A 21,043-nucleotide genomic window follows, 5' to 3' on the forward strand; every position below is an offset into this window, starting at 1 on the left:
AACTCCCCCGGCGTCATTTGCCCACCCCTGTCGTCATTCCCGCGAAGGCGGGAATCCAGAATACCCAGCCTGCACGTGGATTCCCGCTTACGCGGGAATGACGGGGAACCATCCATGAACTGCCCCGGTGAAAAATGGATTCCCGCTTATGCGGGAATGACGGTGGACAATCTTGGACACGGGAATGACGGAGGACGATCTCGAACGCGAGAAATGACTCACGGGAAAGGTTCAGTCGGAAGCAGGCGTTTCGCCCAGGATCACCCGGCCATCCGGATGCAGTCGATAATCCGGCACCTCCAGGTTGCGCCGGGCGGCCTGGCCGTCATGGACCCGGCCGGCGAAGTCGTAACGCCCTCCCCGGCAGCGGTCGACAATCCCCCCACCCCAGCCCTGCTCCGCCGCGATCTTGGGGACCACCAGATCCAGGCGGCAACCCAGGTCGGTGCCGATGGCAAAGGCCACGAATACGTCCGGCGCCGCGGAGCGATGATCGTTGCGATAGGCACGGGGCTGGCGGCTGAAACGGGAACCCGGATCATAGAGGCGCTCGACAAAGGCCGCATCCGCTGCCGCCATGGCCTCGCTCCGGCGCAGTACCAGTACGGGACGACCGCTCCATTCCACCTCCAGCATCTCCCCCGGCGCCAGCGCGGTGATGTCCACGGACTTGGTCAGGACATGACTGGTACGCGGCTCGCTCAGAAAGCCGGAGATCATGGCATAGACCAGCGCCAGTATCCCCAGCAGGGCCATGAGCTTGAGGGCAACCCGGTAGTAGACGCGAGCATCCGATTCTTCAGTGGTCATGAGCGATCCATCCGGGAATAATGAGGAATTTCACAATGATCCGGGAACATGCGATGAACACCCCTTCCAGACAAGCCTACGTCGGCATCCACAACGACCTTCACGGCGGCATGACGCCCATCGGCGGCATCATCAAGGATGCCTGGGTGTTCGGCCTGATCCCCGAGACGGAGACCTGCGAGGGCTGGACCCATGCCCAGATCCAGATGCTCCATGACAAAGTGGCCGCCGCGTGGGATCAGCATGGCCTGCTGGTCAGTCGGCTACCACCTGAGCTGCGGGAACGCCATACCCGTATCCACGATGAAGCCATAGCCCGCGCCAAGGCCGAGGGCTGGGTCCCCGGCATGGATGTGGACGGCAGCATGGAACAGTAACTTCAGTCCCTGAAGTTATCGTACTGTAGGGGCAGCTCCAGCTCAGCCTTGCGCAGCAGGGCGATGGCATCCTGCAAGTCATCACGCTTCTTGCCGGTGACCCGGATCTTCTCGCCCTGGATGGAGGCCTGCACCTTGAGCTTGCTGTCCTTGATCAGACGGATGATCTTCCTGGCCAGATCCTGGTCGATGCCCTGCCGGATGGTCACCACGCGACGGACCTTGCCGCCCCCCTCGTCCAGCTTGCCGGATTCCAGACAGCCTACGTCGATGCCCCGCTTGGCCAGCTTCTGGGTGAGGATGTCCATCACTTGGTCCACCTGGAATTCGGAGGCGCCGAACAGGGTCAACTCGGCCTCGCTCTGTTCCACGTCGGCGGGGCTGCCCTTGAAGTCGTAACGGTTCTCCACTTCGCGCTTGGTCTGGTCGACGGCGTTGCGCAGTTCCTGCATGTCCACTTCGGACACCACGTCGAATGAAGGCATGGTCTTCTCCGCTTTGCTGAATCAGCGCGCAAGTCTATCAAAATGCGCGCAGGACGCCTCCATCGGGATCAGGCCCACGGGCACGAAGGGAGCATCATTGCCGTCATTCCCGCGAAAGCGGGAATCCAATCAGGCCCACAGGCGCGAAGGGAGCATGCCCTGCCCGGCGGTTCCGGAGGATTTGCTATTGGCCCGACAATCCAATACCGTCCGGGCTTTCCATCTCTTCCGAGGAACCTTGCCATGAACCCAGTCTCCTTTGCCGTGCAGGCGGAACAGGCCCTGGAATCCCTGGTGGAACGCATGAGCGAAGTGGACGCGCTGGCGGATCTGGACATGGATCTGGTGGACGGGGTGCTGAAAATGGAATTTGATGACGGCAGCAAGCTGATCATCAACCGGCAGGAGCCGGTGCGCCAGCTCTGGCTGGCCTCACCGGAGGGGCCGGCCCATTTCAATCAGGGCACCGGCGGCGCAGGCTGGGTAAACGACCGCACCGGCGAAGGTCTGCTGGAGACCCTGAACCGGGTGCTGAGCCAGAAGCTCGGTGAGGCGATCAGGATTCCGGACTAGACGGCGTCTCTTCCGGCTTTTTCAGCAGGGATTCGAGCTGCCCCACCACCACGGCGGGCTTGTGGTCTTCCAACATCCGGTCCACCAGCAGCAGCATGGGATGATAACGGGGCTGCAGGGTGTACTTGATGCGGGCCATGTTCAGGGACAGGCGCCGGAACTGGCGGAAGAACAGGTAGGACAGGGTGGCCACGATCAGCGCCGTCCAGGTGGCGCCCTGGAACCAGACCCAGACGGCCGCCCCGTAACCAATGAAGCTGATGATGAACAGCAGGGTGGCAAAGCGATGGATGGTGGCGACGAAGGACGCAAAATCTTCGCGGTGAGTGGCGAATTCTTCCTGGGAGATCATGAATGACGGTTTCCGGTTGGGTTGGCGGCCATAGTGTAATCCATGGGGGCGGCGCGCTCATTCAGGCTGAAAGCGCTCCCAACAGCCGCTCGTGCAGCCCGCCGAAGCCTCCGTTGCTCATGATCAGCACATGGTCACCGGGCCGGGCGCTCGCCACCAGGCGCGCCAGCAGGGCATCCAGGGTCGCCGCGGACTCCCCCCGCCCCGCCAGTTCGCCCGTCACCGCCGCCGCGTCCCAGCCCAGATCCGGTGGCGCGAACACGAACACCTGATCCGCCCCGGCCAACGAGGCCGCCAGGGTCTGTCGATGGACACCCATGCGCATGGTGTTGGAACGGGGTTCCAGCACCGCCAGGATGCGGGCCTCCCCCACCCGCCCACGCAGGGCCTCAAGGGTGGCGGCGATGGCAGTGGGATGATGGGCAAAGTCATCATGGACCGTCACCCCGCCGACCGTGCCCCGCACCTGCAACCGCCGCTTGACCCCGGCAAAGCGTGACAGCGCCGACAAACCGGCCTCAACCGGCACCCCCACATGCCTGGCCGCTGCCAGGGCCGCCACGGCGTTGCTCATGTTGTGATGGCCGGGCATGGACCAACGGGCCTCGCCCACCGGGGTGTCCCGGTGATGGAGACGAAAGTGACTGCCGTCGGGACTCAGGGCCTCTCCCCGCCACTCCAGCCCGCCATCAGACCCGAAACGCTCCACCGGGGTCCAGCACCCCATGGCCAGCACCCGCGCCAAAGCGGCATCGGTGCCCTGGCAAAGGATGCGCCCCTCACTCGGCACGGTACGCACCAGATGATGGAACTGACGCTCGATGGCGGCCAGATCCGGAAAGATATCGGCGTGATCGTATTCCAGGTTGTTCAGGATCAGGGTCCTGGGGTGGTAATGGACGAACTTGGAGCGCTTATCGAAAAAAGCGGTATCGTATTCGTCGGCCTCCACCACGAAGAAGGGCGTCTCCCCCAGCCGCGCCGAGACCTGGAAATTATCCGGCACTCCGCCGATGAGAAACCCGGGAGACAGTCCCGCATCCTCCAGTATCCAGGCCAATAGGCTCGCGGTGGTGGTCTTGCCGTGGGTTCCGGCCACCGCCAGCACCCAGCGATCCTTGAGCACATGCTCAGCCAGCCACCGGGGGCCGGAGGTGTAGGGAATGCCGCGGTTGAGCACGTATTCCACCGCCGGATTACCGCGGGTCATCACGTTGCCGACCACCACCACATCCGGCGCCGGGTCCAGGTGGGCGGGATCGTAGCCCTCGCTGACGGAGATGCCATGGGCCGCCAGTAGCGTGCTCATGGGCGGGTAGACCTGCTGGTCCGAACCGGTCACGTGGTGACCGGTGGCCCTGGCCAGCAGGGCCACGCCGGCCATGAAAGTGCCGCAAATACCCAGGATATGGACGTGACTCACGGCATGATCGCCGTGTAGAGCATTTCACCGGCGATGGCCGCCAGCATCAGGTACAGTACCGCCAGTGCCACGCCCCCGGCCACGGTCTGCAGGCCCAGGGCGCTGCGCAGGATATTGCCGTAGGTGGTCAGCAGCCAGCCCAGCAGGACCAGATAGCCCACGGTGATGTAGACCGGGATCTCGGTGGGAGTCTCGGCCCCGCGCAGGTTGTAGACCAGGGGCAGCATCAGGAGCCCCAGGATCACACCCACACCCAGCAAGGCGCTCAAGGTCTGGTTGAACCGGCCCGGCACCCCCCGCCAGGACAATAGCAGGGCGGTATAGCCCGCCAGCAGAGCCAGTTCCAGGCCGGTCTGCAGGATGGCCAGCTGGAAGGGGTAGAACGGCAGGGCCACAATCAGGCCCACCAGCAGGTAGGCAATGACGCACAGCCACAGCAGCATGGCGGAGGCCGGCAGGTCCTCGGGGCCTTTCTGCATGAAGGTCAACTGGATGAAGGGTTTGATCAACGCGTACATGCACGGCCCTTGGATGACGTCCTGATGATTCGCTGACGGTCGTTTGAGATTCGTGCAAGGATATCATGTCCCTCCCGGTACACAGCAGAACCCGACATGGACACGCCGTTCAAGACACGCCGCTCCCCGCCGGCCCGGGGACCTCACCGCTATCGGCTCAGGGTCGATGGTGATGATTTCTTTCCCGCCATGGTGGACGCCATCGAATCGGCCCGAGAGCGGGTGCTGCTGGAGATGTATCTGTGCAGCTCCGGTGCACTGACCACCCGTTTCATCGATGCCCTGTGCCTGACTGCAACCCGTGGCGTGGAGGTCTGCGTCCTGCTGGATGATTTCGGCAGTCTGGCCCTCTCCGGTGGCGACCGGGGGCGCCTGCTGGCCCATGGCGTGCAACTGGGCATGTATAACCCGCTGGGTCTGAAACGACTCCATCTGTCCCTGTTCCGGAACCACCGCAAACTGCTGGCTGTGGATGGCCGGGTGGCCTTCGTGGGCGGTGCCGGGCTGACCGATGATTTTGATCCCCGCTTTGCCGGCGACCTGGCCTGGCATGAGGTCATGCTGGAGATCCGTGGACCCTGCGTGTCGGATTGGGAACAGCTGTTCGCCAGAACCTGGGCCCGCTGGCATGCCTACCCCCTGACGTTGCCGGCCCCCCGGGCCGGTGACCACGGCCCGGCAGATGGACGGGTAGTGGGTAACAGCGTCCTGGGGGGACGGTCGGTGATGCGGTCGGTGATCGCCGCCGTCAAGAAGTCACGGCGGCGAGTGTGGATCACCACGGCCTATTTTGTGCCCACCCTGCGTCTGCGCCGGGTGCTGGCCCGGGCCGCCCGCAACGGCGTGGATGTACGGCTGCTGCTGCCAGGTCCGAAGACGGACCAGCCGGCGGTCAGGCATGCGGGGCGGCGCTTCTACGGGCGGCTACTGCGGTCGGGAGTCCGTATCTTTGAGTACGAACCGCGCTGCCTGCATGCCAAGTATGTGATCTGTGATGACTGGGGCAGCGTGGGCTCCAGCAACCTGGATCACTGGACCTTGCGCTGGAATCTGGAAGCCAATCAGGTGGTGACCGCCCCATACACCGTGGCGGAACTGGCCGGCCTGTTTGCGGGCGATCTGGCGCAGGCCCGGGAATGGACCCTGCAGGAGTGGCAGGCACGAGGCCGCTGGCATCGTCTGATGGAGCGCCTGTTTGGTGCCCTGGATGAATGGCTGATGCAACTCAGCTACATGCGGGATGTGCGGGAGGCGGACAAGGCGTTGCGCCGGGGCATCCATGCGCTGCCGGCGTCGAACCCCGCCTCCAGGGCGAGGTGACGGCTCAGAAATCGTCGTCCCAATCTTCCAGTTCCCGCAGCAAGTCGTACTGGTCTTCGCCGGGGGCACCGTCACGCACCAGATACTCCCGCCGCTGCAGGTAGGCATTGCGCAAGGCCATGTAGCGGTCAGTGGCGACGTCTTCCAGGGCACGCTCGGTGGGCAAAAAGCCCGCTCGCATATCGATGATGTCCACCACCAGCAGGGCATTGCGAACGCCGGTCTCATCGTAGTAGTACAGCGGATGAGTCACCCCGTCCACCACCCGGGCCGGAGCATCCCGCAGGGTGCTGGGTCCCAGGAAGGGCAGCACCACGTACGGCCCGGAGGATACCCCCCAACGCCCCAGGGTCTGCCCGAAGTCCTCGTTGCTCTTTTCCAGCCCCATGGGACTGGCCACGTCGAACAGCCCGAACACCCCGAAACTGGTATTCATGATGATGCGCGTCAGGTCCGAAGCGGCATCGTGGAACTTGAACTGCAGGGTGTTGTTGGCCATGTTGACCACGTCCCGCAGGTTGGAAAAGAAGTTGGTGACACCGGTCTGCACCGGCTGGGGGGCGTAGCGCTCATAGCCCTCGGCCACGGGCTTGATCACGGCGGAGTCCACCGCGTCATTGAACTGGAACATGGCCCGGTTGTAGCCCTCCCAGGGGTCGCGCGGGTCACGGGACTCCGGAGGGACGGTGGCACAGGCGGGCAGAAGCAGGACGGTCAGCAGCAACAACCAGATCGGGTGACGGGGCTTGGAGAGCTTCACGGGCAATACCTGTGGCAACGGTGAACACGTGGGGGGTATTCTTCCCCTCACCCCAACCCCTCTCCCCTATGGGGAGAGGGGTACCTTCCCTTACCGTCCCCGCTGGGCGGCGATGCGCATGCGCAGGGCGTTGAGCTTGATGAAGCCTTCCGCATCCTTCTGGTTGTAGGCGCCGGCATCATCCTCGAAGGTGGCGATATGGGCATCAAACAGGCTGTCGGATTCGGACTTGCGGCCGGCCACGATGACGTTGCCCTTGTAGAGCTTGATCCGCACCACGCCGTTCACATGGGCCTGGGAAGCATCGATCAGGGACTGCATCATCAGTCGTTCCGGACTCCACCAGTAGCCGTTGTAGATCAGGCTGGCGTAGCGAGGCATCAGCTCGTCCTTCAGGTGGGCCGCCTCCCGGTCCATGGTGATGGACTCGATGGCACGATGGGCCCTGAGCAGGATGGTGCCGCCAGGGGTTTCGTAGCAGCCGCGGGATTTCATGCCCACATAACGGTTCTCCACCAGGTCCAGGCGGCCGATGCCGTGGGCACCGCCGATCCGGTTCAGGGTGGCCAGCAGGGTGGCTGGGCTCATGGCCTCGCCGTTGAGGGCTACCGGATCACCGCGCTCGTAGCTGATTTCCAGGTATTCCGGCTTGTCCGGAGCGGCCTCGGGGGAGACACTCCAGCGCCACATGTCTTCCTCGGCCTCGAACCAGGGATCTTCCAAGGGGCCACCCTCGTAGGAGATGTGCAGCAGGTTGGCGTCCATGGAATACGGGGACTTCTTGCCTCGCTTCATCTCCACCGGGATGCCATGCTGATCGGCGTAGGCCAGCAACTTTTCCCGGGAGTTCAGGTCCCATTCCCGCCAGGGGGCGATGACCCGGATACCGGGCTTGAGGGCATAGGCGCCCAGCTCGAAACGCACTTGGTCGTTGCCCTTGCCGGTGGCGCCGTGGGAAACGGCATCGGCGCCGGTCTCGTTGGCGATCTCCACCAGGCGCTTGGCAATCAGGGGACGGGCGATAGAGGTGCCCAGCAGATATTCACCCTCGTAGAGGGCATTGGCGCGGAACATGGGGAAGACGAAATCGCGCACGAATTCCTCGCGCAGATCGTCGATGTAGATTTCCTTCACGCCCATGGCCTGGGCCTTGGCTCGAGCCGGTTCCAGCTCCTCGCCCTGGCCGATGTCGGCGGTAAAGGTCACCACCTCGCAGCCATAGGTATCCTCAAGCCACTTGAGGATGACCGACGTATCCAGCCCGCCCGAATAGGCGAGGACGACCTTTTTCACATCATTGGCCATGTAAGGCAACCCCTGGGAAAGACGTAAGTGGTACAGGGGGGGCAGTATAACGAAACTGGGACCGGGTAAGGAATGGACGACACCTTCGGTGATCAGATCTTGCGCTTGAGCTCCTGCTCCAGCTCCAGCATGAGATCACTGATATTGCCGGCGAACAAGCCGGTCTGATCCGCCAGACGATTCACTTCCTTGGCCACCACCGCAAAGCCACGTCCGTGCTCTCCGGCCCGTGCGGCCTCGATACTGGCATTGAGGCTGAGCATGCGCAGGGCCTTGAGCACGATCAGGATCTGGTTGGACTCCGCGAAGATCGAGTTGCTCAGCCGGTTCACGGCGGCGATCTGTTCATGCCGCGCGGATTCCATTTCCCTGCGCCGTCGAATGTCGGTCACCGCACCCTCCAGATGCAGCAGTTTCCCTTCCTGATCAAGCACCGGGCCACCCTGTTCATTGACCCAGCGCAGACTGCCGTCACGGTGTCGAATGCGGTAATCCACGTCCCAGTGGCCGCCGGCGGCTACGGCCTGGCTGATGGCCTCGTCGACGGCGGCCGAATCCTCCGGGTGAATCAGGGAGGCGTAGGACACCGACCGGTTCAGTCGCAATTCATCCCGGCCATAGCCCGTAAGATCCCGGGCACGCCCGGAAATCACCAGCATGGTGTACTGGTCATCGTTGCGGCACCGGTAAAGGAATCCGTTCATTCGACTGGCGATGCTGTTCAAGGCATCCAGTTCAGTGCTTTCATCGGCCGTATGGGTGGGCATGCTCGGGGCTCCGCAGTAAGGATCGTAGTGTAGTCCCTGCGCCCTGTAGAGACGATGGATTTCAGCCCTTACCGGGCCAGCCAGATGTCCACACGGCGATTAAGGGCCCAGGCCGCTTCCGTCCCGGCCGTATCCAGGGGCCATGACTGGCCGAAAGCACGGGTCTCTATCCGATCTGCCGCAATCCCCCGCCCTTGCAGATAGGCCTGCACGGCATGTGCCCGGCGCAGGGACAGGGCGTCGTTATAGGCCTCGGTGCCGCGCTCGTCCGCATGACCGCCAAGGACGACCCGGCCGGCAGGGCTGTCCCTGAGCACCGCCAGGAACCGGTCCAGTTCGGCATACTGATCCGGGCGGATACGGGCCTCGTCGAAATCGAAGTGGATGCGCCAGTCATCGAGGATCTCGAAGTCCAGTTCCCTGAGTTCCCCCTGGCAGGCACGAAAATCCGCCAAAACCTCCCGGAAACGCAGGGGCGAGAGGGTCACCCGAATGTCTCGGGCACCATGGCCGGGGTCCGGGTGTTGCACCAGGACCTCATGGCCGGTTTCCAGGCCATAGTAGAGGGTCAGGGCCTCCTCCCGTCCCAGCCGCAGCAGGCTATCCCCGGCCAGGGCGGGCACCGCCCCCAAGTCCTGCGAAACCAGATCGTGGCGCCAGTCCGGCGCCTGCAGGGATAACAGGCCCACATCGGGGGCATTCAGCGGGATACGCGGATCCAGGTGGAAACTCAGTGTGCGTCCCGGGCCGGCCTGGAAACGGGCGATGCCGTAGCGAGGGATGGGCTGGATCAGTTCGCACAGGTCCGGCTCCTGGGTCACGATCCACTGGGCCTGTTCCATGCGAGGGCCATAGTCGGCGGCCCACAGGCTGATGGGCGGCAGGCAGAACAAGAGGATGGCGTAACGAGCGTTCATGCCTGGGTTTATCGGCGGGGGGTGAGGGAAGTTGAGGACTTCCCTCACCCCTCCCCCCTAACGCCGCCGCGGCGGCAGGATGTCGGTGACCGAGCCGTGGGCCACCTCCGCCGCGAAACAGAGGGTTTCCGACAGGGTGGGATGGGGATGCACCGTCAGCCCCAGATCTTCTACGTCTGCCCCCATTTCCAGGGCCAGCAGGGCCTCGGCGATCAGTTCCCCGGCGTTGGGACCGACGATGCCGGCACCGATCACCCGCTGCTGATCATCCAGCAGCAGCTTGGTCAGACCGGCCTCGCCCCCCACGCTGATGGCACGACCACTGGCCGCCCACGGGAAGACCCCCTTGGTGTACTCGATCCCTTCCGCCTTGGCCTGCGTCTCGGTGAGCCCCATCCAGGCCACCTCCGGGTGGGTATAGGCCACGCTGGGGATGGCACGGGCATCGAAATGGGATTTTTGGCCCGCTGCCACCTCGGCGGCCACCTTGGCTTCGTGGCTGGCCTTGTGGGCCAGCATCGGGCCACCCACCACGTCGCCGATGGCGAAGATATGGTCGACGTTGGTCCGCATCTGCCGGTCCACCTTGATGAAACCGTGTTCGTCCACCTCGATGCCCGCCGCTTCCGCATCGATCCGGCCGCCGTTGGGCAGGCGCCCCACCGCCACCAGGACCCGGTCGAAGGTATCCTGCGCCGGGGCATTACCGCCCTCGAACCAGACCTGGATACCGTCGGCCACGGCCTCCGCCCGGGTCACGCGGGTACCGGTGAAGATATTCTCATAGCGGTCCTTGATCCGTTTTTCCAGCGGCTTGACCAGGTCACGGTCGGCACCGGGCATCAGATCCTTCGACAGCTCGCAGACCGTCACCTTCGAACCCAGCGCATCATAGACACAAGCCATCTCAAGCCCGATGATGCCGCCGCCCACCACCAGCAAACGACCGGGTATATCCTGCAGTTCCAGGGCACCGGTGGAATCCATCACCCGCGGATCATCCCAGGGAAAACCGGGCAGATGCACGGGCCGGGAACCCACGGCGACGACGGCCTGCTCAAAACGGATCCGCTGCTCACCCACGGTCAGGAGATGGGGCGAACTGAAACGTCCCACACCCTGCACCACCCTCACCTTGCGCTGTTTAGCCAGATGCTTGAGGCCACCGGTGAGCTTGCCTACCACACCATCCTTGTAAGCGGCCAGCGCAGGCAGGTCGATTTGCGGCCTGCCGAAGCGGATGCCATGCGGGGCGAAGGTCTCCGCCTCCTCGATCACCTGGGCGGCATGGAGCAGGGCCTTGGAGGGAATGCAGCCGACGTTCAGACAGACCCCTCCGATCTCCGAATAACGCTCCACCATGACCACGTCCAGGCCCAGGTCGGCGGCCCGGAAGGCGGCAGTATAGCCCCCGGGACCGGAGCCCAGCACCAGCAGGCCGCACCGGATGTCCGCGTCATCGGTCGATTCAGGGGTCGGCCCGGGAGCCGACTCAGGACCGCTGGATGCGTTCTCGGTATCCGGTGTGGGGGGTTGCGGGGGGGCGGTGTCCTGCTGCCGGGAGGCCTCGGCGGACTCGGCCTCCAACTCCAGGATGGCCGTACCCTGGGAGACCTTGTCACCCTTTTTCACCAGCAGTTTACCGATGGTCCCTCCCACCGGGGCCGGGATGTCGATGGAGGCCTTGTCGGACTCCAGGGTGATAAGCGGGTCTTCGGGTCTGACGGTGTCGCCCGGGGCGACAAGGATGTCGATGATTTCCACATCCTTGAAATCGCCGATGTCGGGGACCTGGATGGTGCGTGTCTGAGCCATGGATTCAAAACTCCTTTCTGCAGTGGTGGGAGTCGGCCTGCTACAACAGCATGCGCCGCATGTCCGACAGCAGACCGCTCAGACAGCTGGTGAAACGGGCGCCCAGGGCACCGTCGATGACCCGATGATCATAGGACAGGGACAGGGGCAGAATCAGTCGGGGCACAAAGGCCTTGCCATCCCAGACCGGCTGCATCCTGGCCCGCGAGACCCCCAGAATCGCCACCTCCGGGGCGTTGACGATGGGAGTGAACTGAGTGCCGCCGATCCCCCCCAGGCTGGTGATGGTGATGCACCCGCCCTGCATGTCGTCAGGCTTGAGACGACGCTTGCGGGCCTTCTCGGAGACCTCGGCCATCTCATTGGCCAGCTCCACCAGGTTCTTGCGGTCCACATCCCGGATCACCGGTACCACCAGACCATCGGGGGTGTCCACGGCGATGCCCAGGTGAAAATATTGTTTCAGGATCAGGTTTTCCCCGCCCGCATCCAGCGAGGCATTGACCCGGGGATACTCCTTCAGGGCCGAGACCAGGGCCTTCATCAGGAACACGAGGAAGGTGATCTTCACCCCCTTGTCCTTGTATTCGGCCACCAGGGACTTGCGGAAGGCATCCAGCTCGGTGATGTCCGCCTCGTCGAACTGGGTGACATGAGGGATACTCACCCAGTTGCGGTGCAGGTTCTCCCCGGTGAGGCGGTTGATGCGGGTCAGGGCCTGGGTCTTGACCGGACCGAAGCGGGAGAAGTCGATCTTCGGCGGCGGTGCAAGACCCGGCAGGGCCGCCGGTGCAGCGGTCAGGGCGTGCTTGACGAAGGCCTGCACGTCCTCCTTGAGGATGCGCCCCTTGCGGCCCTTGCCCTCCACCTTGCCCAGATCCACCCCCAGTTCCCGGGCAAACCGACGCACCCCCGGCGAGGCCAAGGCCTTGCGAAAGGCCGTCTCGTCCACCATCCCAGCCGTGGGGGAAGGCCGCGGACCGGGCGAGGGCACCGCTTCGTCCCGGACGGCCTCCCGGGGCCTCTCCGGCTCGGGCGCCGGAGTCTGAGTCGTTTCCGGCCGGGGGGTGGCTGCCTGTTGCGGCGACGGCTCCGGGGCCTTGTCGGGCGTTGGCGTCTTCCCCCCCTCTGCCGGCTCCAGATCCAGAATGGCCACCCCCTGGGAGACCCGGTCTCCCACCTTGACCTTCATGCCGCGCACGGTCCCGCCCCGGGGAGCAGGGATGTCGATGGAAGCCTTGTCGGATTCCAGGGTGATCAGCGGATCCTCCGGCTTGACCGTATCCCCCTCCCCCACCAGCACCTCGATGATTTCCACATCCTTGAAATCACCGATGTCGGGGACCTTGATTTCAACCACGTTGCCCATGGCGCAACTCCTTTGAAAGATTGGGTTCACCGGTGGCGGCAGGCGACGGGACGGGACAGACGCGCCGGCCGGTGATGCACGTCACAATGGATGCGGACCGGCGCCTCAGGCGCGCAGAGGGTTGGGCTTGTCCACATCGATCTCATACTTGACGATGGCCTCGCTGACCCGTTCCGCCGGGATCCGGCCTTCGTCTGCCAGGGCCTTGAGGGCAGCCAGGGCCACGTAGTAGCGATCCACCTCGAAGTGATGCCGCAGGCGGGCGCGTAGATCGCTGCGGCCAAAGCCGTCGGTGCCCAGCACCGTGTAACGCCCGGGGACCCAGGCCCGGATCTGGTCGGCAAAGGCCCTGACATAGTCGGTGGAGGCCACCACCGGCCCCTGGCGATCCCCCAGGCATTGGCCGACCCAGCTCCGGCGGGGTTCGGCCTTGGGATGCAACAGATTCCAGCGCTCCGCATCACGGCCGTCCCGGGCCAGTTCGTTGAAGCTGGTGGCACTCCAGATGTCCGCTTCCACGCCGAAATCATCCTTGAGCAGATCGGCGGCGGCAATCACCTCCCGCAGGATCGTGCCCGAGCCCATGAGCTGGACCCGCAGCTCGCCCTGCCCGCCTTCCTTGAGCAGGTACAGTCCCTTGCGGATCCCCTCGGCCGCCCCTTCCGGCATCGCCGGCTGAGTATAGTTCTCGTTCATGACGGTGATGTAGTAGAAGACGTTTTCCTGGTTGACGTACATGCGGCGCAGGCCGTCATGGAGGATCACCGCCACCTCATAGGCGAAGGTAGGGTCGTAGCTGATGCAGTTGGGCACATTGGCGGCCATCGGGTGGCTGTGTCCGTCCTGATGCTGCAACCCCTCACCGGAGAGGGTGGTCCGTCCGGCGGTGCCGCCCAGGAGGAAACCCCGAGCCTGCATGTCACCCGCCGCCCAGATCAGGTCCCCCACCCGCTGGAAGCCGAACATGGAGTAGAAGATGTAGAAGGGGATCATGCTCACGCCGTGCACGCTGTAGGCGGTGGCCGCCGCCATCCACGACGACAGGGCGCCGGCCTCGTTGATCCCCTCCTCCAGGATCTGGCCCTTCTTGTCTTCCTTGTAGAACATCACCTGGTCCTTGTCCTGAGGCGTGTAGAGCTGCCCCACGGAGGAGTAGATCCCCAGTTGCCGGAACAGTCCCTCCATACCGAAGGTACGGGCCTCATCCGGCACGATGGGGACGATGTGACGGCCGATCTTCTTGTCCCGGATCAGTTGAGTGAGCATGCGCACCAGCGCCATGGTGGTGGACAGCTCCCGGTCCCCGGAAGATTCCAGGGCACCGTCGAACAGGGAGAGGTCGGGGATCTCCAGGGGTGCCACCGAGGATTTGCGCACCGGCAGAAACCCGCCCAGGGCCTTGCGCCGTTCATGCATGTAGCGCATCTCGGGGGCGTCTTCCGGCGGCTTGATGTATTCCATCCGCTGCACCTGCTCGTCGGTGAGCGGGATGCTGAAACGGCTACGGAAGGTCTTGAGCTCGTCCATGCCCAGCTTCTTCTGCTGGTGAGCACGCATCTGGCCCTCGCCGGCAGTCCCCATGCCGTACCCCTTCACGGTCTGGGCCAGGATCACGGTGGGCTGGCCGACATGATTGACCGCCTCATGGTAGGCGGCATGGACCTTGAAAGGGTCGTGCCCGCCCCGGTTCAGGCGCCAGACATCGTCGTCGGACATATTGGCCACCATGGCCTTGAGTTCGGGGTATTTACCGAAGAAATGCTCCCGGACATAAGCGCCGTCCTTGGCCTTGTAGTTCTGGTAGTCCCCGTCCACGGCCTCCATCATGCGCTGCTTGAGCAGACCCTTGGTGTCCTTGGCCAGCAGGGGATCCCAGTAGCTGCCCCAAAGTACCTTGATGACATTCCAGCCCGCGCCGCGGAACACAGCCTCCAACTCCTGCACGATCTTGCCATTGCCTCGCACCGGCCCGTCCAGGCGCTGCAGGTTGCAATTGACCACAAAGATCAGGTTGTCCAGTTTTTCCCGGGCCGCCAGCGAGATGGAACCCAGGGATTCGGGCTCGTCGGTCTCACCGTCGCCGATGAAGCACCAGACCTTGCGATCCCGGCTGCTGGCCAGCTCGCGGTCGTTCATGTACTTCATGAAGCGCGCCTGCATGATGGCGGTGATGGGACCCAGACCCATGCTCACCGTGGGGAACTGCCAGTAGTCGGGCATCAACCAGGGGTGCGGATAGGAAGACAGCCCGCCGCCGCCCACTTCCTGACGGAAGCGATCCAGCTGGGCTTCGGTGAGGCGCCCTTCCAGGAAGGAACGGGCATAGACCCCGGGGGCGGAATGGCCCTGAATGAAGAGCAGGTCCCCACCATGCTCATGGGAAGGGGCGCGCCAGAAATGATTGAAGCCCACGTCATAAAGGGTGGCGGCGGAGGCGAAGCTGGCAATATGTCCACCCAGCTCCGTACTGATCCCGTTGGCCTTGACCACCATCATCAGGGCATTCCAGCGGATGTAGGAGCGGATCCGGTGCTCCAGCTCCGCATTCCCGGGAAATTCAGGCTCCAGGTGGGGCGGGATGGTGTTCACGTAGGCGGTGTTGGCAGAATACGGCAGGAAGGCGCCGGAACGCCGAGCCTGATCCACCAGACGTTCCAGCAGATAATGGGCCCGTTCCGGGCCATCGGCCTGGATGACCGCTTCCAGGGCATCAAGCCATTCGTGGGTTTCCTGGGTATCCAGGTCTTGAGGCAGTTGCTGCGCCGTCATCACTTTTTCTCCATCCAGGACCCCTTCGCTGCGGGCGCACACAGGCGCACCCCATGGGGGTGTAGTTCAGACAAAACGGGATACTTGCTGATATTATTCCGACCGGACTTTATTATTTTTATGTCCACATCAATCCCGACCTGAAACACGACCATCCGATTCACATCGAGCAGGAAACTCATCGCCGAGCGGCGCCATCTGCCGAATCATGTTCTAGCTTTTGCATCACCAGGTCAAGGAATCGAAATGCGGCTTTTCATGCTTCACTGCAACACATTTCTGCAATAAAAACAGGAAACAGCGACACAATGACGACAATCCAGGAACTGCGCATCAGACGCCCCGATGACTGGCATTTGCATGTTCGGGACGGGAGCGCCCTTGATAGTGCAGTGCCGCATACCGCCAGATGTTTCGGCCGCGCCATCATCATGCCCAATCTCAAGCCCCCGATCGTCAGTGTAGAACAGGCCGTCGCCTATCGCCGACGCATTCTCGATGCCGTTCCCAAAGAGATGAGATTCGAACCATTGATGACAATCTATCTCACCGACCAGACCTCACCGGAGGAGATCAAAAAGGCGGTAGACAGCGGGGTGGTCTTTGGCGCGAAGCTGTATCCGGCCGGTGCCACCACCCATTCCGATGCCGGCGTGACCGATATCCGCCACATCTATCCCACCCTGCAGGCAATGCAGGATCTGGGGCTGCCGCTGATGATCCACGGCGAGGCCACCGATCCGGGCGTGGACGTGTTCGACCGGGAAGCGGTGTTCATCGAGCAGGTCCTGGCACCGCTGGTGGAGCGCTTCCATGGCCTGAAGGTGGTTCTGGAACACATCACCACGGCCCAGGCGGTGGACTTCGTACGCCGGGCGCCGGACCGGGTCGCGGCCACGGTCACGCCCCAGCACATCCTCATGAATCGCAACGCCCTGTTCCAGGGGGGACTGCGGCCCCATCACCACTGTCTGCCGGTGCTCAAGCGCGAGACCCACCGGGCGGCCATCATGGAAGCCCTGGCACAGGGGCATCCCCGCTTCTTCCTGGGCACCGACAGCGCCCCCCATCCCAAGGGCGCCAAGGAATCCGCCTGCGGCTGCGCCGGCATCTTCAGCGCCCCGGCCGCCATCGAACTCTATGCAGAGGCCTTCGAGCAGGCAGGTGCCCTGGACAAGCTGGAAGGGTTTGCCAGCCTGTTCGGTCCCGCCTTCCATGGCCTGCCGGTGAACGAGGACTTCGTCACCCTGCGGCGGGAACCGTGGACGGTGCCGGAGGCATACCCCTTTGCAGATGCCACGGTGGTGCCCATGCGGGCCGGCGGCACGCTGGACTGGAAGCTGGTAATCTAGCGCCCATGACAGACGAACTGAACTTCCGCCCCATGGGCAACCGTTTCCGTGGTTTTCTGCCCGTGGTGGTGGATGTTGAAACCGGCGGCTTCAATCCCAAAACCGATGCCCTGCTGCAGATCGCGGCCGTGTTCCTGCGCATGGACAAGGACGGTTTCATCCAGCGGGACCACACCCTGTCCTGCCATGTCCAGCCCTTCGAGGGGGCCAACATGGACCCCAAGTCCCTGGAAGTGAACGGCATCAACCCCTGGCACCCCCTGCGCATCGCCCTGCCCGAGGACGAGGCCCTGCAGCGGGTATTTCGCGAGGTCCGCCAGGACATCAAGCGCAATCACTGCACCCGAGCCATCCTGGTGGGCCACAATGCCGGCTTTGACCTGGCCTTCGTGAACGCTACCGCCGAGCGGGCCCAGGTGAAGCGCAATCCCTTTCATCCCTTCAGCAATCTGGATACCGTGACCCTGTCGGCCCTGGCCTATGGACAGACCGTGCTGGCCAAGGCGGTGAAGGAGGCCGGCCTGCCCTGGGACAACGCCGAGGCCCACTCCGCCACCTATGATGCGGAAAAAACGGCCGACATCTTCTGTGACGTCATGAACCGTTGGAACCGCGGGATATTGCCGACGGAAGGGTCCGCCATGGACAAGGCCTTATGAGTTTCTTATAGGAAACGGGTCATGGATCAACAACGAGAAGCTCCGATGCCGCCGCCGCTGTCCATTCTGGTCGTTGACGACATGCAGTACAGCCGGACCGTACTCAGGAATACCCTGGAGCGCATCGGCTATGACGATGTCAGGCTGGCGGGGTCCGCCGCGGAAGCCCTGGACGCGCTGGCGCAAAGACGTGCGGACGTGGTGATCGCGGACTGGGTCATGCCGGAGATGAACGGCCTGGAGCTCGCGGCGGCCATCCGTCGGCGGGATGATGAGGCCGGTCGCTATACTTCCATCATCCTGTTCACTTCCAAGGATGAGGACAAGGCCATGCTGCAGGCCTTCCACGAGGGTGCCGACGACTTCCTGACCAAACCGATTCAGGATGTCCAGCTGGCGGCACGGATCTATGCCGCCGGTCGGGTTGCCATGCTGCAGAACCGCCTGATGGAAACCTCCTCGGCGCTGGAAACCGCCAACCGTCTGCTGGAACAGCAGTCCACCACGGATCCCATCACCGCTCTGGCCAACCAGCGGGCCCTGAATCAGCGTCTGGAGGCCTTGGTACTGGAAACCCAGGCCCGGGGGGGTGGATTCTGCCTGGCCCTGGTGAGCCTGGATCAGCAGGACGACGAACAGGTGTCTCCGCACAAGGACCTAAGCTCGGAGGTGCTAATGGGCTTTGCCAGGCGTCTGCGCCTGGCCGTACGCCCCACGGATCTGGTCGCCAGGATTGCCGAAGAGGAGTTTGCCCTGCTGATGCACGTGCATTCTCCCGAGGGTTTCAATCGGGATCTTTTCAAGCGGGTCCTGGCCAGCATCACCCGGGACGGGATCCAGACCTCGGAAGGGTCGGTCCCGATCCTGGTCTCCATCGGCGCCCATTTCCATCGGTCGGATCAGCCGCTGATGACCATCCGGGAACTGATGAAGCAGACCCGGAGCAACCTGAATCAGGCACGAGGTCAGAGCGGCGCCCGGGTGGTGGTGACCTGACCGGCGACGTGCCGCGGCCTGTTCGCGGCCGAGGGCCGCTCCCACGGGGATGGCTTTGCCTGTGGGAGCCGGCCTGCCGGCGAACGGGACGCTGCCGGTCATTCCTCCCCGGCGGCTTCCTTGACCAGCGTCTGCAGTTCCCCGGACTCGAACATCTCCAGGGTGATGTCACAGCCACCGATCAGCTCACCCTTGATATAGATCTGCGGAAACGTGGGCCAGTCGGCAAAGCCGGGCAACGCCTGCATGATCTCCTGGTCTGCCAGGATATTCACATAGGCAAAGGGTGCCCCGCAGGCCTTGAGTGCCGTGGCGGCCCGGTTGGAGAAACCGCACATGGGAAACTGGGGCGTTCCCTTCATGTAGATGATGACGGGGTTTTCCTCGACCTGCTGCCTGATACGATCCAGAGCGTCCACTTCGTTTGACCTCGTGTTTATGAAAAGCCCCAGCCGGGGCAAATCCCGTCACGCCCACGCAAGCGGGAGTGACTCAATTCAAATGGAAAGTGAATTCGGCGTAAAAATGACTTGGTTCAACACAACTGACCGATTCAACGTGATTGGACATCAGAACATGAAAATTGGTTTGTTCCCGGGCGACGGCGTCTAGCCGGCATGGATCCCCTGGCGCTGCAGCCAGAATTCCAGCAGGGCCAGATGCCAGAGTTTACTGCCCTGGATGCGGGTCAGATGTTGCTCCGGGGCCTTGAGCAGGGTCTCCACATAGTCCCGCTGGTAAAGCCCCCGTTCCCGGCACACCCGGGAATCCAGGATGTCCCGCATGAAGTCCAGAAACTCCCCCCGCACGTACTTGAGGGCTGGTAGCGGGAAATAGCCCTTGGGACGGTCGATGACCGCATCCGGCAGCAGCCCCCGGGCAACCTGCTTGAGCACGCCCTTGCCGCCCTGGGCCAGCTTCAGCGCCGGCGGCATGCGGGCCGCCAGCTCCACCAGTTCATGATCCAGGAACGGCACCCGGGCCTCCAGCCCCCAGGCCATGGTCATGTTGTCCACCCGCTTGACCGGATCATCCACCACCAGGGTGGTGACATCCAGGCGCAACACCGCATCCAGGAAGGTGTCCGCGCCCGGCTCGTTCAGGGCCGCCTCAATGAGCCGGGCCGTATGGTCCTCCCCCACCAGGGCCGGATTCACCATGCGGGCAAACTCGGGCTGATCCCGGTCGAAATAGTGTCGACGGAAGCGCTCCACCAAGGTGCCTTCCGTCTCCGCCGCCATCTGCGGATACCAGAAATACCCGGCAAAGACCTCATCCGCCCCCTGCCCCGACTGCACCACCTTCACGTGCCGCGAGACCTGCTCAGACAGCAGGTAGAAGGCTACCGCATCCTGCCCCACCATGGGCTCGGCCATCTGGTCCACCGCCTCGGGCAGACGGGCCAGAACCTGGTCGTTGGGCACATGAAAACGATGATGGTCGGTGGCATAGCGTTCGGCCACCGGGTCGGAAAACTCGAATTCGCTGCCCTTCTCCTCGGGCTGGTCCTCAAAGCCCACGGTGAAGGTCTTGAGCCCCGTGGCCCCCGACTCCGCCAGCAGGGCTACCAGCAGGCTGGAATCCAGTCCACCGGAGAGCAGCACCCCCACGGGCACATCGGAAATCTCCAGGCGCCGCTTGACCGAGCGCCGCAGGGCATCATGCACGGCCTCGGTCCATGCCTCCGGAGTCTGCTCTTTGCCGGGGCGGGTGGCCTCCAGCTGCCAGTAGCGTTGCAACCGGGTGCGGCCATCCTGCTCCACGGTGAGGGTATGACCGGGCTGGAGTTTTCTCACGCCCTTGAAGAGGGTGCGGGGGGCGGGTACCACCGCGTGCAGGGTGAAGTGATGATGCAGGGCCACCGGATCGATGTCCGTATCCACCTCCCCCGCGGCCAGCAAGGCCTGGATGTTGGAGGCAAAGCGCAGGCGCCGGTCCGTGTGACTGTAGTAAAGGGGCTTGATGCCCATGCGGTCCCGGGCCATGAACAGGCGTCGCCGGCGCAGATCCCAGACGGCAAAGGCGAACATGCCGTGAAAGCGCTTGACGCAGTCCTCGCCCCAGGCGTGGTAGGCCTTGAGAATGACCTCCGTGTCGCCGCTGGAAAAGAACCGGTAGCGGTCTTCAAGCTCTCGGCGCAGTTCGCGGAAGTTGTAGATCGTGCCGTTGAAGACCACCGCCAGGCCCAGCTCGGGATCCAGCATGGGCTGGTTGGCCCGGTCGGACAGATCCAGGATGGACAGGCGACGGTGCCCCATGGCCAGGGGGCCATCGGAATAACTGCCTTCATGATCCGGACCACGGCGACGCAGCCGATCCAGCATGCGCCGGATGGATTCAAGATCGGGGAGGGAATCGTTGAAATTCAGTTCGCCGCAGATGCCGCACATGGGGGTCGGTATGGGTCCTTGGAGTGGGGGTGCCAGACGCAATCTTCACACAATACAGGAGATTGGGGCGAATGGAACATGATCAA

At 63.6% G+C, this 21,043-nt stretch carries 20 protein-coding genes; 6 read left to right on the forward strand and 14 right to left on the reverse strand.

Annotated features, from left to right (window positions below; all coding sequences use genetic code 11):
* Nucleotides 1-231: 231 nt before the first annotated feature.
* Nucleotides 232-810: a Rieske (2Fe-2S) protein gene (locus tag LQ952_RS11715; protein WP_238622824.1), complete on the reverse strand. Its 579-nt coding sequence runs from the start codon at nucleotides 808-810 to the stop codon at nucleotides 232-234.
* Between the two features lie 53 nt (nucleotides 811-863).
* On the opposite strand from LQ952_RS11715, the gene LQ952_RS11720 reads away from it, so the two are divergent.
* The gene (locus tag LQ952_RS11720) at nucleotides 864-1,187 is read left to right on the forward strand and encodes a hypothetical protein (protein WP_238622825.1); all 324 of its coding nucleotides are present in this window, start codon (nucleotides 864-866) and stop codon (nucleotides 1,185-1,187) included.
* A 2-nt stretch (nucleotides 1,188-1,189) separates the two neighbouring features.
* On the opposite strand, the gene LQ952_RS11725 is transcribed toward LQ952_RS11720, so the two are convergent.
* Nucleotides 1,190-1,672: a YajQ family cyclic di-GMP-binding protein gene (locus tag LQ952_RS11725; protein ID WP_238622826.1), complete on the reverse strand. Its 483-nt coding sequence runs from the start codon at nucleotides 1,670-1,672 to the stop codon at nucleotides 1,190-1,192.
* Nucleotides 1,673-1,915: 243 nt separating this feature from the next.
* On the opposite strand from LQ952_RS11725, the gene cyaY reads away from it, so the two are divergent.
* Nucleotides 1,916-2,245 (forward strand): iron donor protein CyaY, encoded by a 330-nt coding sequence (cyaY, locus tag LQ952_RS11730; protein ID WP_238622827.1) that lies wholly within the window; start codon nucleotides 1,916-1,918, stop codon nucleotides 2,243-2,245.
* On the opposite strand, the gene LQ952_RS11735 is transcribed toward cyaY, so the two are convergent.
* The 3 genes from LQ952_RS11735 to LQ952_RS11745 form a co-directional block, all read right to left on the reverse strand.
* Nucleotides 2,229-2,597: a hypothetical protein gene (locus LQ952_RS11735; protein WP_238622828.1), complete on the reverse strand. Its 369-nt coding sequence runs from the start codon at nucleotides 2,595-2,597 to the stop codon at nucleotides 2,229-2,231. The genes cyaY and LQ952_RS11735 overlap by 17 nt on opposite strands.
* A gap of 61 nt (nucleotides 2,598-2,658) precedes the next feature.
* Nucleotides 2,659-4,020, reverse strand: a complete 1,362-nt coding sequence (gene mpl, locus LQ952_RS11740) for a UDP-N-acetylmuramate:L-alanyl-gamma-D-glutamyl-meso-diaminopimelate ligase (protein ID WP_238622829.1) — start codon at nucleotides 4,018-4,020, stop codon at nucleotides 2,659-2,661.
* Nucleotides 4,017-4,538 (reverse strand): hypothetical protein, encoded by a 522-nt coding sequence (locus LQ952_RS11745; RefSeq protein WP_238622830.1) that lies wholly within the window; start codon nucleotides 4,536-4,538, stop codon nucleotides 4,017-4,019. Before LQ952_RS11745 ends, mpl begins: the two co-directional genes overlap by 4 nt.
* Before the next feature lie 96 nt (nucleotides 4,539-4,634).
* On the opposite strand from LQ952_RS11745, the gene LQ952_RS11750 reads away from it, so the two are divergent.
* Nucleotides 4,635-5,858 (forward strand): phospholipase D-like domain-containing protein, encoded by a 1,224-nt coding sequence (locus LQ952_RS11750; protein WP_238622831.1) that lies wholly within the window; start codon nucleotides 4,635-4,637, stop codon nucleotides 5,856-5,858.
* A 4-nt stretch (nucleotides 5,859-5,862) separates the two neighbouring features.
* On the opposite strand, the gene LQ952_RS11755 is transcribed toward LQ952_RS11750, so the two are convergent.
* From LQ952_RS11755 to aceE, 7 genes are all read right to left on the reverse strand, one after another.
* Nucleotides 5,863-6,618, reverse strand: a complete 756-nt coding sequence (locus LQ952_RS11755; protein WP_238622832.1) for an MlaA family lipoprotein — start codon at nucleotides 6,616-6,618, stop codon at nucleotides 5,863-5,865.
* Between the two features lie 90 nt (nucleotides 6,619-6,708).
* Nucleotides 6,709-7,923: an argininosuccinate synthase gene (locus tag LQ952_RS11760; RefSeq protein ID WP_238622833.1), complete on the reverse strand. Its 1,215-nt coding sequence runs from the start codon at nucleotides 7,921-7,923 to the stop codon at nucleotides 6,709-6,711.
* A 92-nt stretch (nucleotides 7,924-8,015) separates the two neighbouring features.
* Nucleotides 8,016-8,690, reverse strand: a complete 675-nt coding sequence (locus LQ952_RS15920) for a methyl-accepting chemotaxis protein (protein ID WP_274521514.1) — start codon at nucleotides 8,688-8,690, stop codon at nucleotides 8,016-8,018.
* A gap of 68 nt (nucleotides 8,691-8,758) precedes the next feature.
* Nucleotides 8,759-9,607, reverse strand: coding sequence for an OmpA family protein (locus LQ952_RS11775; RefSeq protein WP_238622834.1), 849 nt, complete (start codon nucleotides 9,605-9,607; stop codon nucleotides 8,759-8,761).
* A gap of 57 nt (nucleotides 9,608-9,664) precedes the next feature.
* Nucleotides 9,665-11,422, reverse strand: a complete 1,758-nt coding sequence (lpdA, locus tag LQ952_RS11780; RefSeq protein ID WP_238622835.1) for a dihydrolipoyl dehydrogenase — start codon at nucleotides 11,420-11,422, stop codon at nucleotides 9,665-9,667.
* Nucleotides 11,423-11,462: 40 nt separating this feature from the next.
* Complete coding sequence (gene aceF / locus LQ952_RS11785) at nucleotides 11,463-12,791, reverse strand: dihydrolipoyllysine-residue acetyltransferase (RefSeq protein WP_238622836.1); 1,329 nt, start codon at nucleotides 12,789-12,791, stop codon at nucleotides 11,463-11,465.
* Between the two features lie 105 nt (nucleotides 12,792-12,896).
* Nucleotides 12,897-15,560, reverse strand: coding sequence for a pyruvate dehydrogenase (acetyl-transferring), homodimeric type (gene aceE, locus LQ952_RS11790; protein WP_238622837.1), 2,664 nt, complete (start codon nucleotides 15,558-15,560; stop codon nucleotides 12,897-12,899).
* 308 nt (nucleotides 15,561-15,868) lie between these two features.
* Between aceE and pyrC the strand changes: the two genes are divergently transcribed.
* The 3 genes from pyrC to LQ952_RS11805 are packed head-to-tail and all read left to right on the forward strand — an operon-like array spanning nucleotide 15,869 to nucleotide 18,567.
* The gene (pyrC, locus tag LQ952_RS11795; RefSeq protein ID WP_238622838.1) at nucleotides 15,869-16,912 is read left to right on the forward strand and encodes a dihydroorotase; all 1,044 of its coding nucleotides are present in this window, start codon (nucleotides 15,869-15,871) and stop codon (nucleotides 16,910-16,912) included.
* Nucleotides 16,913-16,917: 5 nt separating this feature from the next.
* Entirely contained in the window at nucleotides 16,918-17,571 is a 654-nt protein-coding gene (gene rnt, locus LQ952_RS11800; RefSeq protein ID WP_238622839.1) for a ribonuclease T, read from the forward strand.
* 21 nt (nucleotides 17,572-17,592) lie between these two features.
* Nucleotides 17,593-18,567, forward strand: a complete 975-nt coding sequence (locus LQ952_RS11805) for a GGDEF domain-containing response regulator (protein ID WP_238622840.1) — start codon at nucleotides 17,593-17,595, stop codon at nucleotides 18,565-18,567.
* Nucleotides 18,568-18,665: 98 nt separating this feature from the next.
* Here LQ952_RS11805 and grxD read toward each other — a convergent pair whose 3' ends face one another.
* Together grxD and LQ952_RS11815 are read right to left on the reverse strand one after the other, a co-directional pair.
* Nucleotides 18,666-18,986 (reverse strand): Grx4 family monothiol glutaredoxin, encoded by a 321-nt coding sequence (grxD, locus tag LQ952_RS11810; RefSeq protein WP_238622841.1) that lies wholly within the window; start codon nucleotides 18,984-18,986, stop codon nucleotides 18,666-18,668.
* A 189-nt stretch (nucleotides 18,987-19,175) separates the two neighbouring features.
* Complete coding sequence (locus tag LQ952_RS11815) at nucleotides 19,176-20,957, reverse strand: N-acetylglutaminylglutamine amidotransferase (protein ID WP_238622842.1); 1,782 nt, start codon at nucleotides 20,955-20,957, stop codon at nucleotides 19,176-19,178.
* Nucleotides 20,958-21,043: the final 86 nt, after the last annotated feature.

The sequence above is a fragment of the Ectothiorhodospira lacustris genome (assembly GCF_022227785.1).
Taxonomy (GTDB): Bacteria; Pseudomonadota; Gammaproteobacteria; order Ectothiorhodospirales; family Ectothiorhodospiraceae; genus Ectothiorhodospira; species Ectothiorhodospira lacustris.

Excerpts from the sequence above, each read along its gene's own strand:
- aceF (WP_238622836.1), bottom strand. The coding sequence starts at position 12,791 with ATGGGCAACGTGGTTGAAATCAAGGTCCCCGACATCGGTGATTTCAAG.
- LQ952_RS15920 (WP_274521514.1), bottom strand. The coding sequence starts at position 8,690 with ATGCCCACCCATACGGCCGATGAAAGCACTGAACTGGATGCCTTGAAC.
- LQ952_RS11735 (WP_238622828.1), bottom strand. The coding sequence starts at position 2,597 with ATGATCTCCCAGGAAGAATTCGCCACTCACCGCGAAGATTTTGCGTCC.
- LQ952_RS11750 (WP_238622831.1), top strand. The coding sequence starts at position 4,635 with ATGGACACGCCGTTCAAGACACGCCGCTCCCCGCCGGCCCGGGGACCT.
- LQ952_RS11725 (WP_238622826.1), bottom strand. The coding sequence starts at position 1,672 with ATGCCTTCATTCGACGTGGTGTCCGAAGTGGACATGCAGGAACTGCGC.
- rnt (WP_238622839.1), top strand. The coding sequence starts at position 16,918 with ATGACAGACGAACTGAACTTCCGCCCCATGGGCAACCGTTTCCGTGGT.
- LQ952_RS11760 (WP_238622833.1), bottom strand. The coding sequence starts at position 7,923 with ATGGCCAATGATGTGAAAAAGGTCGTCCTCGCCTATTCGGGCGGGCTG.
- LQ952_RS11745 (WP_238622830.1), bottom strand. The coding sequence starts at position 4,538 with ATGTACGCGTTGATCAAACCCTTCATCCAGTTGACCTTCATGCAGAAA.
- LQ952_RS11805 (WP_238622840.1), top strand. The coding sequence starts at position 17,593 with ATGGATCAACAACGAGAAGCTCCGATGCCGCCGCCGCTGTCCATTCTG.
- pyrC (WP_238622838.1), top strand. The coding sequence starts at position 15,869 with ATGACGACAATCCAGGAACTGCGCATCAGACGCCCCGATGACTGGCAT.
- LQ952_RS11815 (WP_238622842.1), bottom strand. The coding sequence starts at position 20,957 with ATGTGCGGCATCTGCGGCGAACTGAATTTCAACGATTCCCTCCCCGAT.
- LQ952_RS11775 (WP_238622834.1), bottom strand. The coding sequence starts at position 9,607 with ATGAACGCTCGTTACGCCATCCTCTTGTTCTGCCTGCCGCCCATCAGC.
- LQ952_RS11715 (WP_238622824.1), bottom strand. The coding sequence starts at position 810 with ATGACCACTGAAGAATCGGATGCTCGCGTCTACTACCGGGTTGCCCTC.
- aceE (WP_238622837.1), bottom strand. The coding sequence starts at position 15,560 with ATGACGGCGCAGCAACTGCCTCAAGACCTGGATACCCAGGAAACCCAC.
- cyaY (WP_238622827.1), top strand. The coding sequence starts at position 1,916 with ATGAACCCAGTCTCCTTTGCCGTGCAGGCGGAACAGGCCCTGGAATCC.
- lpdA (WP_238622835.1), bottom strand. The coding sequence starts at position 11,422 with ATGGCTCAGACACGCACCATCCAGGTCCCCGACATCGGCGATTTCAAG.
- LQ952_RS11720 (WP_238622825.1), top strand. The coding sequence starts at position 864 with ATGAACACCCCTTCCAGACAAGCCTACGTCGGCATCCACAACGACCTT.